Origin of the sequence: Pseudomonas sp. FP1740 (assembly GCF_030687165.1) — a bacterium.
Classification (GTDB): Bacteria; Pseudomonadota; Gammaproteobacteria; order Pseudomonadales; family Pseudomonadaceae; genus Aquipseudomonas.
Map to the genome: position 1 here is coordinate 926665 of NZ_CP117461.1, position 14410 is coordinate 941074.

Annotated in this window: 11 protein-coding genes; 3 read left to right on the top strand and 8 right to left on the bottom strand. The window is 57.3% G+C overall.

Annotated features, from left to right (window positions below):
* Genes PSH69_RS03980 through PSH69_RS03990 form a run of 3 tightly spaced genes read left to right on the top strand, consistent with a single transcriptional unit; the run spans position 1 to position 4661 of the window.
* Positions 1-1287 carry a condensation domain-containing protein gene (locus PSH69_RS03980; protein ID WP_305411122.1) on the top strand — a complete coding sequence of 429 codons (1287 nt, stop codon included), beginning with the start codon at positions 1-3 and terminating at the stop codon, positions 1285-1287.
* A gap of 24 nt (positions 1288-1311) precedes the next feature.
* Complete coding sequence (sbnB, locus tag PSH69_RS03985; protein ID WP_305411123.1) at positions 1312-2343, top strand: 2,3-diaminopropionate biosynthesis protein SbnB; 1032 nt, start codon at positions 1312-1314, stop codon at positions 2341-2343.
* Between the two features lie 56 nt (positions 2344-2399).
* On the top strand, positions 2400-4661 hold the full coding sequence (locus PSH69_RS03990; protein ID WP_305411124.1) for a PhpK family radical SAM P-methyltransferase: 2262 nt from the start codon (positions 2400-2402) through the stop codon (positions 4659-4661).
* An 83-nt stretch (positions 4662-4744) separates the two neighbouring features.
* Here the strand turns inward: PSH69_RS03990 and PSH69_RS03995 are convergent, their stop codons facing one another.
* The 8 genes from PSH69_RS03995 to PSH69_RS04030 form a co-directional block, all read right to left on the bottom strand.
* On the bottom strand, positions 4745-5176 hold the full coding sequence (locus PSH69_RS03995) for a DUF2087 domain-containing protein (RefSeq protein ID WP_305411125.1): 432 nt from the start codon (positions 5174-5176) through the stop codon (positions 4745-4747).
* A 249-nt stretch (positions 5177-5425) separates the two neighbouring features.
* Positions 5426-6406 (bottom strand): peptide ABC transporter ATP-binding protein, encoded by a 981-nt coding sequence (locus PSH69_RS04000; protein ID WP_018929514.1) that lies wholly within the window; start codon positions 6404-6406, stop codon positions 5426-5428.
* The gene (locus PSH69_RS04005) at positions 6406-7374 is read right to left on the bottom strand and encodes an ABC transporter ATP-binding protein (protein WP_007941106.1); all 969 of its coding nucleotides are present in this window, start codon (positions 7372-7374) and stop codon (positions 6406-6408) included. Before PSH69_RS04005 ends, PSH69_RS04000 begins: the two co-directional genes overlap by 1 nt.
* A gap of 10 nt (positions 7375-7384) precedes the next feature.
* A complete protein-coding gene (locus PSH69_RS04010; RefSeq protein ID WP_019582425.1) occupies positions 7385-8296 on the bottom strand; it encodes an ABC transporter permease subunit in 912 nt (303 codons plus the stop codon).
* Positions 8297-8307: 11 nt separating this feature from the next.
* Entirely contained in the window at positions 8308-9318 is a 1011-nt protein-coding gene (locus tag PSH69_RS04015; RefSeq protein ID WP_018929516.1) for an ABC transporter permease subunit, read from the bottom strand.
* Between the two features lie 73 nt (positions 9319-9391).
* Positions 9392-10987, bottom strand: a complete 1596-nt coding sequence (locus tag PSH69_RS04020; protein WP_305411127.1) for an ABC transporter substrate-binding protein — start codon at positions 10985-10987, stop codon at positions 9392-9394.
* Positions 10988-11064: 77 nt separating this feature from the next.
* Complete coding sequence (locus PSH69_RS04025) at positions 11065-12498, bottom strand: OprD family porin (protein WP_305411128.1); 1434 nt, start codon at positions 12496-12498, stop codon at positions 11065-11067.
* 171 nt (positions 12499-12669) lie between these two features.
* Entirely contained in the window at positions 12670-14271 is a 1602-nt protein-coding gene (locus PSH69_RS04030; RefSeq protein ID WP_305411129.1) for an ABC transporter substrate-binding protein, read from the bottom strand.
* Between the last annotated feature and the right edge of the window lie 139 nt (positions 14272-14410).

The following is a 14410-nucleotide window of genomic DNA, read 5'->3' on the forward strand; positions in this document are numbered from 1 at the left end:
ATGGCGGGCAAAGGACTGAACACATACCAACAATATTACTGGAACGCGTCGAGCGCTTACGATCTCCCCGAGACTGCTTGTGTGAGCATTGGCTTTGTCCTTGAGGGGGTGGTAAACATCCCCTTGTTCAGTCGTGCGGTTGATGCAGTGGTCAATCGTCACGAGCAGCTAAGGTCGAATTTCCGGGAAACTGCGGAGGGCGTGCGACGCTTTCCTCGAGCCGCTGCACGCGATGTACTACAGGTGGGGAGCGAACCGTTCGAGATGTCTCGGCTTGATGCGAGCATTGAGGCGTTATGCCAGGTTCCGCTTGATCTGAAAGTCGATATACCCTTCAGGGCTTATTTGAATCCCATTGATCATGAGCGATATCTGCTGGCCCTGATTATTCACCACATCGTGGTCGACTCATGGTCGTTGGAAGTGATCCTGGATGACCTGGCGACTGCCTACAATCGAGCGATGTCCGGAGCCGGGGAACCGTTGCTTTCTCCCCTGACCTTCGACTACGAAATCCTTGCACAGCCTTTGGAGCCAGATGAGCGTCAAAGACAAGCGCAGTTCTGGCGGGACTACCTGAAGGGCGCAAAAATACCGGCCATTCCAGGCTTGGGCGTCGGGGAGAGCGCACAAGCGAAATCGACATTCGATGTGATCACTCCCCCACAAGAGGTTCACAAGGCGATCAATCAGCTTTGCAATGCATTGGATGTAACGCCCTTTGTGGTTTACACCGCTGCTGCGTCTATCGCACTGGCCCGGTTTTGCGCCTCGGATGACCTGTTGATCCAGACCAATGTGACGCCACGCTGGATGGAAGGCACACAAACAGTCGTCTCGTATTTGTCTGCACGGATCCCGCTGCGGGTACGTATCGACTCAACGCTGGCGCTGCAGACTCATATCTTGAATGTGGCGGACTCCCTCTACGAGACTTTCGAGAACGTCAGTCTATCCATCGGCGACATGATGGCCGAGTCCGAGATCAAGCAAAGCTTACCCATCCATATCGGCGCTGAAAGTCCCTTTGAAAGCTGGCATCTGGAAAACGTTGCCGTGTCCCAGGTCCAGTTACCGGACTATCAGCCCTGGCCCCTGTTCTTGTGGGTTCCTGTCTCAAGTGAACATTCGTTTGTCAAGTTGCAGTATCAGGCCGACAGGATTTGCGCTGAAGACATGCTGACGCTGAAACATCTGCTGAACGAAACGTTAGAGCGATACAGGCTCCTGAGTGAGGGGGAAAGCTCCAGTGAACCCGACGCTTTCAGCCACGCCACTATTAAATAAGTCTCTCCATGGAAGGTTCGTAGAATGTCATCCCATCCCTTGACCATTGTTTCCGGTTCTCAAATTGCCACGTTAATGCCTTCGTTGCGCAGGGATATCCTGAAGCTGGTTGAAACGACCTATCTGCAACACGATGCCGGTCTGACCAACAATCCCGACAGCTATTTTCTGCGATTTGCCGATCGTCAGTCGGATCGGATCATTGCCCTGCCGGCAGCCATTTCCAACGACTCACCCATTTCCGGCATCAAGTGGATCGCCAGTTATCCAAAGAACATTGAACGTAATCTGCAGCGGGCTTCCGCTGTGCTGTTGTTGAATGATTACGAAACGGGGTATCCGGTAGCGTGCCTGGAAGCCTCACAAATCAGTGCAGCCCGGACCGCGGCTTCTGCGGTCGTCGCTGCCAGGGCTCTGACGGTTGAACCCAAGGCGCCTGTAAAGATCACGTTTGTGGGGGCGGGCGTCATTTCGCGGGCGATCTTCGACTTCTTCAAGGCTGACGGCTGGACGTTCGAGCAGATCACCGTGTGCGATCTTGACTCGGGGTCGGCCAATGAGCTTTGTCGCCATGTTCAGGCGGATGGTCACCAAAACGTCCGGTTTGTCGAAGATGTGAAATCCGCAATCAGCTCGGCCGATATTATTGTTTTCGCCACCAATGCGGGTGAACCCTATGTTTCGGGCGGCGATGTCTTTGCGCCGGGGCAGATCATTCTGAATGTCTCGTTGCGTGATATCAGTCCCGACATTATCTGGCAGGCCTTCAACATATTTGACGATGTTGAACACTGTATGAAAGCCAATACGTCACCTCATCTGGCCGAGCAGAAGTACGGTGATCGTTCGTTTGTAAATGGAACACTGGCCAGCGTTCTGACCCATCCGGAACAGATCGATCGTTCGCGCCCATTGATTTTTTCACCTTTCGGGCTGGGTGTTCTGGATCTCGTGGTGGGCAAGTTGTTCGTCGAAAGGTGTCTGGAAACGGGGGGCTATACCAACATCCCGGACTTCATTCCCGATACGCGGCGTTGGGCGGCTTCCAACGGCTGAGTAATCATTCGCAGAGTCAGCGAGCCTTCGTCATCCATTCCAGGGAGGAGTGACCGGTGCAAAATAAAAAGTGCATGATCATCGGCTTCAACGATTTCTCGTTTGAAGATTACTGTCAGATGCTTGATCAACTTGGGCCGCAATCTGCGGCAAAGCGCGATTTACGTTTGGCGTTTGTGAATTACGAAGGCTCACGCTGCCATGCTTTGGGTGTCCTTAACAAGACCCGCAAGATGGAAGGCCTGACAGACTTGAACCTTAACAACGCCGATTTTCTTTGGCCCGTTGTGATGGTGTTAGGCTCCTATCTTGAAAAGCACGGTATTGCCTTTGACTACGTGAATCTTTTTCAGAGCGAAAAAGAAGTACTGGCGCAAAAGTTGGCTTCCGGTGTCATCAATACCGTGGTCATCACGACGACCCTTTATGTCATGCCGCACCCAGTGCAGGAAATCGTTGACTTTGTGAGAGCACATGCGCCCGATGTGCAGATCATCATCGGCGGGCCTTATATCAGTGGTCTGTTCAAGGCCCATGAGCGCGACATGCTGGGTGACTATCTCAGTGTCCTTGGCGGCGATATTTACATCAACAGTAATGAAGGTGAGGACACGCTTCGGCAAGTGCTTGAGGCGATCAACGCTAACCGCTCGGTGACTGGACTAAATCGTACGGCGGTGCTGGACGGCGAGGACTGGGTGTTCGGTACGGATGAGCCGGAATACAACGAACTGAAAGAAAACTTCGTCAACTACACGCTATTCCAGCCTCGCGGTATCGGGCGTTTTCTGTCAACGCGTACGGCCAAGTCCTGCCCTTACTCCTGTGCTTTCTGCGGATTTCCTCAGCGGGCTGGTAAATACCGCTATCTGTCCACCAGCGATGTAGAACGTGAACTTGACGCGATCAAGGCAATCGGCACCGTCGATACGCTGACTTTCCTGGATGACACATTCAATGTGCCCAAGCAGCGGTTCCGGGAAATCATGCAGATGATGATCGACAACAAATACAACTTTAAATGGAATTCGTTTTACCGCTCTGATCAGGGTGATCCTGAGACCATTGAGCTCATGGCCCGGGCAGGGTGCGAAGGAGTGTTTCTCGGAATCGAGTCAGCCTCCGACAAGATGCTCGCACTGATGCGCAAGACGTCTCGCAGAAAGAACTATGAGCAGGCCATCACTTCATTCAGGTCTGTGGGCATAGCGACTCACGCGTCCTTCATTATCGGGTTTCCAGGGGAAACCTTCGAGACGGTGCAGGAGAGTCTGGATTTCATTGAGGTATTTGCGCCGGACACCTTCCGTGCTCAGGTGTGGTACTGCGATCCCCTGACACCTATCTGGAATGATCGGGAAAAGTACGGGATCACAGGGTCGGGTTTTGACTGGTCTCACGATACGATGAACAGCGAGTTGGCTGCTTCCATCACCGAACGGTTCTTCCTCACGACTGAAAAGTCGACATGGCTCCCGCAATTCGGTTTTGAGCAGTGGAGTCTGTTTTATCTGCGACGACTGGGGATGGAGCAGGGCAACATTCTCGGTTATCTGGATGGCTTTAATGCTGCCGTAAAGCATCAACTGTTGCATGGGGACGAGGTGGCTCTTCCCGATTCGATCAGAGAACGTTTCAATTTCAGTGCCGCACTGCCGACGCAGAGCCCGGTGGTCGCAATGCCCAATCTATCCATGGAGTCGGCCGCGCACTTCAAGGTTGCCGAGGTGAGTCTGCGGGCCGCTGCTGCATGGCTGGACTCTGATAATAGTGGCCCTATGTCTGTGCAGACAGGCGAACAGACCCAAACACCTCTGAAACCAGCCGTGAATATCGTCAGCAGCCCTCATCAGGAAAATGCCTGGATCGTGCCGTTTCTGAAGCATGCGTCAAAGGTTCTGGGCGGTGGTCGTTTTCTTTTGCAGTACGTTGCCAAAGAAGGAGCAAAGCTGATTGCGATTGACGATATGGCGGGATGCAGCGACGAAGCTCTTTACGAGAGGACAGTGACCTCGCTTGCTCAATCGGCATTGCTCGACAGTTACGAAAACTATCTGCTCTCACGCAATTCGCGGCTTTGTGCCGCGGGCATCGAAATGCGTCAGCCTGTCCTCAGGGTTTTCGCCCGTGAGGTGCCTGATATCCATTACTCGGACACCGGTCTTTATATGCATCTGGTGCTGGCAAGCTCCGAACATGGGGGGGCAAGCTCCCGGGTGCTTACCAATTTCATCCGGTGGACCGCGGATCTCTCTGTGGACAGTGCCGGGAGAAAACGGCAGGGCGCTGAACAGGCAGTGTTCATCAGAGTGCAATAGGGCGCGAGCACAAACGCTTCCTTTCCTGGGAGGAGTGCCCATTTCACTCGGGCATTCCCCCGTTCTGTTGAAAGAATGGCAAGTCAGCCATGCAGCGCTGCTTTCTTTCGCTCTTCGCGGTCGCGAGCAGCCAGCAGCAGTTGTTCGGCAACACGAGCTTCAATGCGTTCTTCGATCAGCCGGATGAACAAGGCATTGGTTGTCAGGTGGGGGGCGAGTTGGTAACCACGACCGTCCGGGTCTCGCACCCAGTAGCAGGCGTCTATCAAAGTGCGTCGCAGCTCGACGACATCACTACGCAGCATCGGCGCGAACTGAGTTCTCCAATGATCCAGCGCTGCGGTCGCTTCACGTTCGTTGTAACGTTTGCCAGGTGTCAGAGCGGTGCTGACGTAAAGCAGCATGATGGCAAACTCCTGACCATTGAGTCGCCCCAGGGTCAGGCCGTTTTTCTTGCTCAAACGCGTCAGCGTCTCGACATACTGATCAAAATCGGTTGGAAGTTCCTTGTCCAATGTCTTGCTCCTCTGGTCTGAATGTTCACGCAGCTTATCGTGATGATGTGCGGCGAGATTGCACCGGTATGGCAGGTATTTGTTTGATGGCGTCAGTGCTCTGTTGTCTTACGGTAACTGAAAACGATGTGCTGATAAAAGTAACCCTCTACTCGACTGATGCGCAATCGAGTAGAGGGATTGGTCAAGGCTTCAAGGATCCAGGCAACACAACTCGTGTGCGGGTGAGCAAGCCTGCCCGCACAAGTTTTATGCCGCGCCGTCCAGGAATTGCTCGGCGTAGTGGCAAGCCACCTGGCGTGTGTCGAGCAGGCGCAGGAGCGGTTCTTCGATGGCACAGCGCTCGGTCGCGTACGGGCAACGCTTGTGGAAGGCGCAGCCGGACGGCGGGTTCAACGGGTTTGGCAGTTCGCCGACGATCTTGATTTTCGGCTTGTCCGGATCCGGGTGAATGGTCGGCGTCGCCGACAACAGCGCCTGGGTGTATGGGTGCAGGGGACGGGTGTAGATGTCCTCTTTCGGGCCCATTTCCACTGGACGGCCGAGGTACATCACCATCACGTGATCGGCAACGTGGCGTACCACCGCCAGGTTGTGGGAGATGAACACGTAGGCGGTGTTGAACTCTTGCTGCAAATCCATGAACAGGTTGAGTACCTGCGCCTGAATCGACACGTCCAGCGCCGAGGTCGGTTCGTCCGCCACCAGCACTTTCGGCTGCAACATCATCGCGCGGGCCAGGGCGATCCGCTGGCGCTGACCGCCGGAGAACATGTGCGGATAGCGCTGGTAGTGCTCGGGACGCAAGCCCACCTGCTTCATCATCGCCTGGACTTTCTCGCGACGTTCGGCGGCGGAAAGGTTGGTGTTGATCAATAGCGGTTCAGCCAGTTGATCACCGATTTTCTGCCGTGGATTCAACGACGCGTACGGGCTCTGGAACACCATCTGCACATCTTTGCGCAGTTGCTTGCGCTGAGCCTTGTCGGCGCCGGCGACTTCCTGCCCGGCGATTTTCAATGAGCCGGAGGAGGGCTCTTCGATCAACGTCAGGGCACGGGCCAGGGTGGATTTGCCGCAACCGGACTCACCCACGACAGCGAGGGTCTTGCCGGCTTCCAGTTCGAACGACACACCGTTGAGGGCGCGCACGGTCGCATGGCCCTTGAACAGGCCACGGGACACTTCGTAGTGACGGGTCAGGTTGCGGGCGGTAAGTACGACGGCCATTACGCCACCTCCTGGTTCAACGGGTAGAAGCAGCGGGCGAGGCTGTTGCTTTTCTGGTCAAGGGCTGGACGCTGGGTGCGGCAATTGTCTTGCACGTACGGGCAGCGCGGCGACAGCAGGCAACCTTGCGGACGGTCGTAACGACCGGGAACGATGCCCGGTAGCGTCGACAGGCGCGCAGCACCCAGGCTGTGTTCTGGAATGGCCTTGAGCAGCGCTTCGCTGTACGGGTGCGCCGGAATGTCGAACAGTTGTGGCACCTGACCGACTTCAACCGCTTGACCGGCGTACATCACGCACACGCGCTGGGCGGTTTCGGCCACGACCGCGAGGTCGTGAGTAATCAGCACCAGGCCCATGTTCTGCTCTTTCTGCAGGGCCAGCAGCAGGTCCATGATCTGTGCCTGAATCGTTACGTCGAGTGCCGTGGTCGGTTCGTCGGCGATCAGCAGTTTCGGTTCGCCGGCAATCGCCATGGCGATTGCAACACGCTGGCTCATGCCGCCGGAGAGTTGATGCGGGTAGGCATCCATACGGCTGGCGGCGCCGGGGATTTCCACTTTTTCCAGCAGTTCGATGGCGCGCTTGCGAGCGTCCTTCCTGGACATTTTCAGATGCAGGCGCAGCACTTCTTCAATCTGGAAGCCCACGGTGTAGCTCGGGTTCAGCGCGGTCATCGGGTCCTGGAAGACCATGGCCAGGTCTTTGCCGACGATTTGCCGACGCTGACGGTTGCTGAGCGCGAGCATGTTCTTGCCGTCGAAATTCAGGGCGTCGGCGGTGACGATCCCCGGATGCTCGATCAGGCCCATCAGCGCCATCATGGTCACGGACTTGCCGGAACCCGATTCGCCGACGATGGCCAGCACTTCGCCCTTTTCCACGGAAATGTCGAGACCATCGACCACCGGAACGGCGTTGGCGTCGCCGAAGCGAACGTTGAGATTCTTGATTTCTAACAGTGACATTTGAATCTCCTCAGGCGGCGTTCTTGAGTTTCGGGTCCAGCGCATCGCGCAGGCCGTCGCCCATCAAGTTGATTGCCAGCACGCTGAGCAAAATGGTCAAACCAGGCAAGCTCACCACCCACCAGGCGCGTTCGATGTAGTCGCGAGCCGAAGCCAGCATGGTGCCCCACTCAGGGGTTGGCGGTTGTACGCCAAGGCCGAGGAAGCCCAGTGCCGCGGCATCGAGAATCGCCGAGGAGAAACTCAAGGTGGCCTGAACGATCAGCGGCGCCATGCAGTTGGGCAGCACGGTGACGAACATCAGGCGAGGCAGACCGGCACCGGCCAGGCGCGCGGCGGTCACGTAGTCGCGGTTCAATTCGCCCATCACCGCGGCGCGGGTCAGACGAACATAGGACGGCAACGAAACCACGGCGATGGCAATAATGGTGTTGATCAGGCCAGGACCGAGGATGGCGACAATTGCCACCGCCAGCAGCAGGGACGGCAGGGCCAGCATGATGTCCATCAGACGCATGATGGTCGGGCCGAGCACGCGCGGGAAGAACCCGGCGAACAGTCCCATCAGGATGCCTGGAATCAGCGACATCACCACCGATGACAAGCCGATCAGCAGGGACAGGCGCGAGCCGTGAATCAAACGCGACAGCAGGTCACGACCGAGTTCATCGGTACCCAGCAGGAACTGGATATGCCCGCTTTCCAGCCAGGAGGGCGGGGTCAGCAGGAAGTCGCGGTACTGTTCGCTCGGGTTATGCGGTGCGACCCATGGGGCGAAGATCGCGCAGAAAATCACCAGCAGCATGAACAACAGGCCGGCGACGGCCCCTTTGTTCCTGGAAAAGGCCTGCCAGAATTCTTTGTAGGGCGACGGATACAGCAGGCTTTGATCGACTGCTACCGGTGTAGTGAGAGTGGTCATGGTCATTGATCTCAGCGCTGATGACGGATGCGTGGGTTGGCAAAGCCGTAGAGGATGTCCACTACGAAGTTGACCAGAATCACCAGGCAGGCGATTAACAGGATGCCGTTCTGCACCACGGGATAGTCCCGTGCGCCAATGGCTTCGATCAGCCATTTGCCGATGCCGGGCCAGGAGAAAATGGTTTCGGTCAGGACCGCGCCAGCCAGCAGCGTGCCGACCTGCAGGCCGACCACCGTCAGTACCGGAATCAGCGCATTGCGCAGACCGTGCACGAACACCACGCGCGATGGCGACAGGCCTTTGGCGCGGGCGGTGCGGATGTAGTCTTCACGCAGCACTTCGAGCATCGACGAACGGGTCATCCGCGCAATCACCGCCAGCGGGATGGTGCCGAGCACGATGGCTGGCAGGATCAGGTGATGCAGGGCATCGAAGAACGCTCCGACGTCATCGGCCAGCAACGTATCGATGAGCATGAAGCCGGTGCGTGGCTCGATGTCGTAGAGCAGGTCGATCCGCCCGGATACCGGGGTCCAGCCCAGGCTCACCGAGAAGAACATGATCAGGATCAGGCCCCACCAGAAGATCGGCATCGAGTATCCCGCCAGGGAGACACCCATTACCCCATGGTCGAACAGGGACCCTCGCTTGAGTGCCGCGATCACCCCGGCCAGAAGGCCCAGGATGCCGGCGAACAACATGGCGGCCGAGGCCAGTTCCAGGGTCGCGGGGAATAGAGAGCTGAACTCGGTCCAGACGCTTTCACGGGTACGCAGGGATTCGCCGAGATCGCCGTGGGCCAGTTTGCCAATGTAATCCAGGTATTGGGCATACAGCGGTTTGTTCAGACCTAGGCGTTCCATTGCCTGAGCATGCATTTCGGGGTCGACCCGACGTTCGCCCATCATCACTTCCACGGGGTCGCCAGGAATCATGCGGATCAACGCGAAAGTCAACAAGGTGATGCCGAAGAACGTGGGGATCAGTAACCCCAATCGGCGGGCAATAAAACTAAACATCTTGTGTGGTACCTCATCAGCCGGTTAGGCGTGCCCGGCATCGCTGGGGTCAGCGATGCCGGGCGTTTCTTATCTACTTCACCTGGGTGGTGGCGAAGTTGTTAGTGGTGAGGGGGCTAATGTGATAACCCTCTACGTTGGTGCGCATTGCAGTGAACATGCGGGTGTGCGCCATGCTGATCCATGGCTGGTCCTGATTGAAAACGTCCTGGGCCTGTTCGTAGAGTGCTGTGCGTTCAGCCGGGTTCACTTTGGCCCGTGCTTCGTCGATCAGCGCCTGGAACTTTTCATTGCACCAGCGAGCGTAGTTTTCGCCGTTCTTGGCGGCCTCACAACTGAGCATAGGCGTCAGGAAGTTATCCGGGTCGCCGTTATCGCCTGCCCAACCGGCGGACACCATATCGTGCTCGCCGTTCTTCGCGCGCTTGAGCATCTCGCCCCATTCCATGACACGAATATCGACCTTGATGCCGACCTTGGCCAGATCTGCCTGCATCATTTGTGCGCCGAGCATCGGATTAGGGTTGGTCGGGCCGCCGCCGTTACGGGTGAACAGGGTGAACACGGTGCCCTCCGGCACCCCGGCTTCCTTGAGCAGGGCACGAGCCTTGTCGAGGTCGCGAGGCGGGTTGGTCAGTTGATGGTTGTAGCCCAGCAGGGTCGGTGGGTACGGGTTGACCGCCACTGTGGCGTTACCTTTACCGAACAGCGCGGCGACGTAGGCTTCCTTGTCGAACGCGATGTCGATGGCTTTGCGTACCCGCACGTCGCTCATGTATTTGTGCTGGGTGTTCATGGCGATGTAGGACACGGTCATCGCATCCAGTTCCGCGACCTTCAGGTTGGTGTCTTTCTTGATGCTCGGGATGTCATCCGGTTTCGGATATAGAGCGATCTGGCACTCGTTGGCCTTGAGTTTTTGCTGGCGTACGTTGTTGTCGGTGGCGATCGCCAGGATCAGCGAATCAGCCGGTGGCTTACCGAGGAAATACTCCGGGTTGGCCTTGAAGCGAACCTGGGCGTCCTTGGCGTAACGTTGGAATATGAACGGGCCGGTGCCGACCGGTTTGTTGTTCAGGTCGCCGGTCTTGTTGGCCTTGAGCAGTTGATCGGCGTACTCGGCGGAGTAGATCGAGGAGAAGGCCATGGCGATGTCGGCCAGGAACGGCGCTTCGCGGCGGGTCAGGGTGAACTTGACCGTGTTGTCGTCGACTTTCTCTACGCGTTTGAGCAGTTCCTTGAAGCCCATGCTCTCAAAGTACGGGAAGCCCACGCTCGACAGCTTGTGCCATGGGTGATTCGGGTCCAGCTGACGCTGGAAGCTCCAGACCACGTCGTCGGCATTCATGTCGCGGGTCGGCTTGAAGTAATCGGTGGTGTGAAACTTGACGCCTTTGCGCAGGTGGAACGTGTAGGTCAGGCCGTCTTCGCTGATGTCCCAGGAGTCGGCCAGCGAGGGAATCATTTCGGTGGTGCCAGGTTTGAAGCCTATCAGGCGATTGAATATGGTTTCGGACACTGCATCGCCTGTGACTGCAGTCGTGTACTGGGCCATATCGAAGCCTTCCGGACTGGCTTCGGTACAGACCACCAAGGGTTTGGCCGAGACGCCAACAGCGACACTCAGCAATGCGGCAGCGATGGCCGCTCGTAGGGGAAGCATTTTCATCAAGGACCCTCTGCAATCGGTTGAACAGGAAAATACCGAACGGCCGACTCGTCATGAGTCAGCCGCCGGCGTGCGTTTTACAAAATGTTGAAAGGGATGGTGGTCACGAGACGGAACTCGTTGATGCTGCCATCCGCCTGGTTTTCGCTGGCACGGTGCGCGGTGTAGGTTGCGCGAACAGTGGTGGCCTTCAGCGGGCCGCTCTGCAGGGCGTAGGTCGCACCGATACCGTATTCGTAATGGGTTTCGCCATCCTGGGCCTGGATACCGTCGTAACCCTTGCCTGCTACGCCTTCATTGCCGGTGTAGTGAGTACCGTCGATGCCCCAGCCACGTGCCTGGTAGATGTTGAACTTCAGACCTGGCACGCCGTATTCGGCCATGTTCAGACCGTAGGCAATCTGGAAGGACTTCTCGTTCGGGCCGTTGAAGTCCGACAGCAGGGAGTTGGCCAGGTAGATGCCGTTGGTTTCGTGCAGGTAGTCGAAGTACTCGTTACCGTTCACTTCCTGGTAGGAGAAGGTCAGGCTGTGGGCCTGGTGGGTCAGGCCGAACGACAGGGAGTAGGTGTCGTTGTCGATTTTGCCTATGAGGGCTTTACCTTCTTCCTGGGTTTTGTAGTAGTTCAGGCCGGTGGTCAGGCTCAGGACCTGGCTGTCGCCCAGCACATGACTGGCGCCGAAGTAGTACTGGTTCCAGATGTCTTCGGCCTGGGTCGCCCAGAGGCTGGTGGTCAGGCTGGCGAATGGGGTGTAGGTGATACCGCCGGTGTAGATGTGATCGGTTTCAACGATGCCGTTGGCGTATTCGGTGCGGAATTTACGCTGGCTTTCTTCGGTACGCGGAGAGTTGCGATCGAAGGTGGCCAGGTCGAAAACCAGGTTGTTCAGCTCTTCGCTGTGGATGGCCACACCTTCGAAGCTCGAAGGCAGCGCACGGTTACCGATGACATCGACCATCGGGCTGCTGAAGTTCATGCGACCAGCGGTCAGGGTAGTGTTGGAGACACGGGCCTTGACGTTGGCCAGGCCCAGTTTGCTCCACTGGCCGACGGCGTCGCCACCTTCTTCGGTCAGGGTACGGTTGTTGCCCGCGCCAGGACGGGTTCCCGGTGCGCCGCCGTTGTTGGACGCCAGATCCTTGCGATCACGATCCAGAGCGATGGCGTTGTAGGCCGCCACTTCGGTGCTGAAACCTACGGTGCCTTGAGTGAAGCCGGAGTTGTACTTGAGGATGGTGCCCTGAACCCAGTTGATACGACGATCAGTCGGGGTTGATACACCGTCTTTCTTGTAGCTGAACGTGCCGCCACGTTTCAGTTGCTCGTTGGCATACCAGTTACGCGTGCTACCGGTGATCGACTGCCCTTCGACGAAGCCAGTGGCTTCACTCTGAGCACTTTTCTCATTCACGGTAACCGGGGTGAACGCCTGGCTCTGGGATTCTGCGTAAGCCGTGGCGGTCACGCTGCTGATGGCCAAGGCCAATAACGCGGTGCTGCTCAGTTTCATGTGTGAAGCTCCTTTCTTTCTTTTTTAATGCCGGTCTTTTTTGGTGATCCGGCTATTTGGTTTAGAACTCATTCAGGCTTCGCAAACGTTTGCTGCAGGCCGATTTGACGAATTACGGCAATACGCTTGCGTGAGGGCGGAATCCGCCCCCCAGCGTTTCTGGCTAATTGGTTATTGGTCGATACTGACGCCCGAGAACACGTTGCGACCGAAGGGGCTGACCTTGAACCCTTCGACTTTGGCGCTCAACGGCTGGTTGACCGTCGAGTGGGCGACCGGCGTGATCGGTACCTGCTGCTTGAGGTACTGCTGCGCCTGTTTGTAGAGCACGGTGCGCTGGTCGCGGTCGGTGACGACCTTGGCCTGCTTGATCAGCTTGTCGTAAGCCGGATCACACCACATGGAGTAGTTGTTGCCGCCGATGGCATCGCAGCTGTACAGCGTGCCGAGCCAGTTGTCCGGGTCGCCATTGTCACCGGTCCAGCCAATCAGGCTGATGTCGTGCTCGCCGTTCTTGGTGCGCTTGATGTACTCGCCCCATTCGTAGCTGACGATCTTGACCTTGAGGCCGATCTTCGCCCAATCCGCCTGGAGCATTTCGGCCATCAGTTTGGCGTTGGGGTTGTACGGGCGCTGGACCGGCATGGCCCAGAGGGTGATTTCGGTGCCTTCCTTCACGCCGGCAGCCTTGAGCAGTTCCTTGGCTTTTTCCGGGTTGTAGGCGGCGTCTTTGACGGTGTCGTCGTAGGACCACTGGGTCGGGGGCATGGCGTTGACCGCCAGTTGACCGGCGCCTTGGTAGACGGCGTTGAGAATGCCTTGCTTGTTCACCGCCATGTCCAGCGCCTGGCGCACTTCGAGCTGGTCGAAAGGCTTGTGCCGAACGTTATAGGCGATGTAACCGAGGTTGAAGCCGGGTTTCTCGATCAGCTTCAGTTTCGGGTCATTTTTCAGTGCGGTCACGTCGGCGGGGCGCGGGTGCAGGGTGATCTGGCATTCGTTGGCCTTGAGCTTCTGCACGCGCACCGAAGCGTCGGTGTTGATGGCGAAAATCAGGTTGTCGAGTTTGACCCGGCTTGGGTCCCAATACTGCTTGTTGCCGCTGTAACGGATGTTGGAATCTTTCTGGTAGCTCTTGAACACGAACGGCCCGGTGCCGATCGGCTTCTGGTTGATCTCGCTCGGTTTGCCTTCGGCCAGCAGTTTGTCGGCGTACTCGGCGGACAGAATGGCGGCGAAGCTCATGGCGATGTTCTGGATGAACGCGGCGTCAACGCTATTGAGCGTCATCACCACGGTCAGTGGCCCGGTCTTTTCGACCTTGGCGATGTTCTTGTTCAGGCTCATCCCGTTGAAATACGGGAACTCGGTCGGGTAAGCCTTACGGAAGGGGTGCTGTGGATCGAGCATGCGATTGAATGTGAACAGCACGTCATCGGCGTTGAAATCGCGGGTCGGCGTGAAGTATTTGGTCGTGTGAAATTTCACCCCCTCGCGCAGATGAAACGTGTATTTGAGGCCGTCCTCGGAAATATCCCAGCGGGTTGCCAGGCCTGGCACGACATTGGTGGCGCCTTTTTCAAACTCTGCCAAACGGTTGTACAGCGGCTCGGCGGCGTCGTTATCGGTCGCAGTGGTGTACTGCGCGGTGTCGAAACCGGCGGGGCTGCCTTCGGAGCAGAACACCAGGCTGTTATTGGCGGCCTGGCTGATCGAAGTGGCGGCCAGCAGGCCGGTGCCCAGCAATGCGGATAAAACCAAGGAATGGCGCATGACGCTCCCTCTTTTTTTAGTGTTATTCAATGCGCCGCGATCCCGTCCGTGGACGTTGTGGCGGCATTGAGCTCAAACCAATACGGGCAGCAAACCGATAGCCCACGCAGTCACTGGTCAGAACCCGACGGTAGGTGCC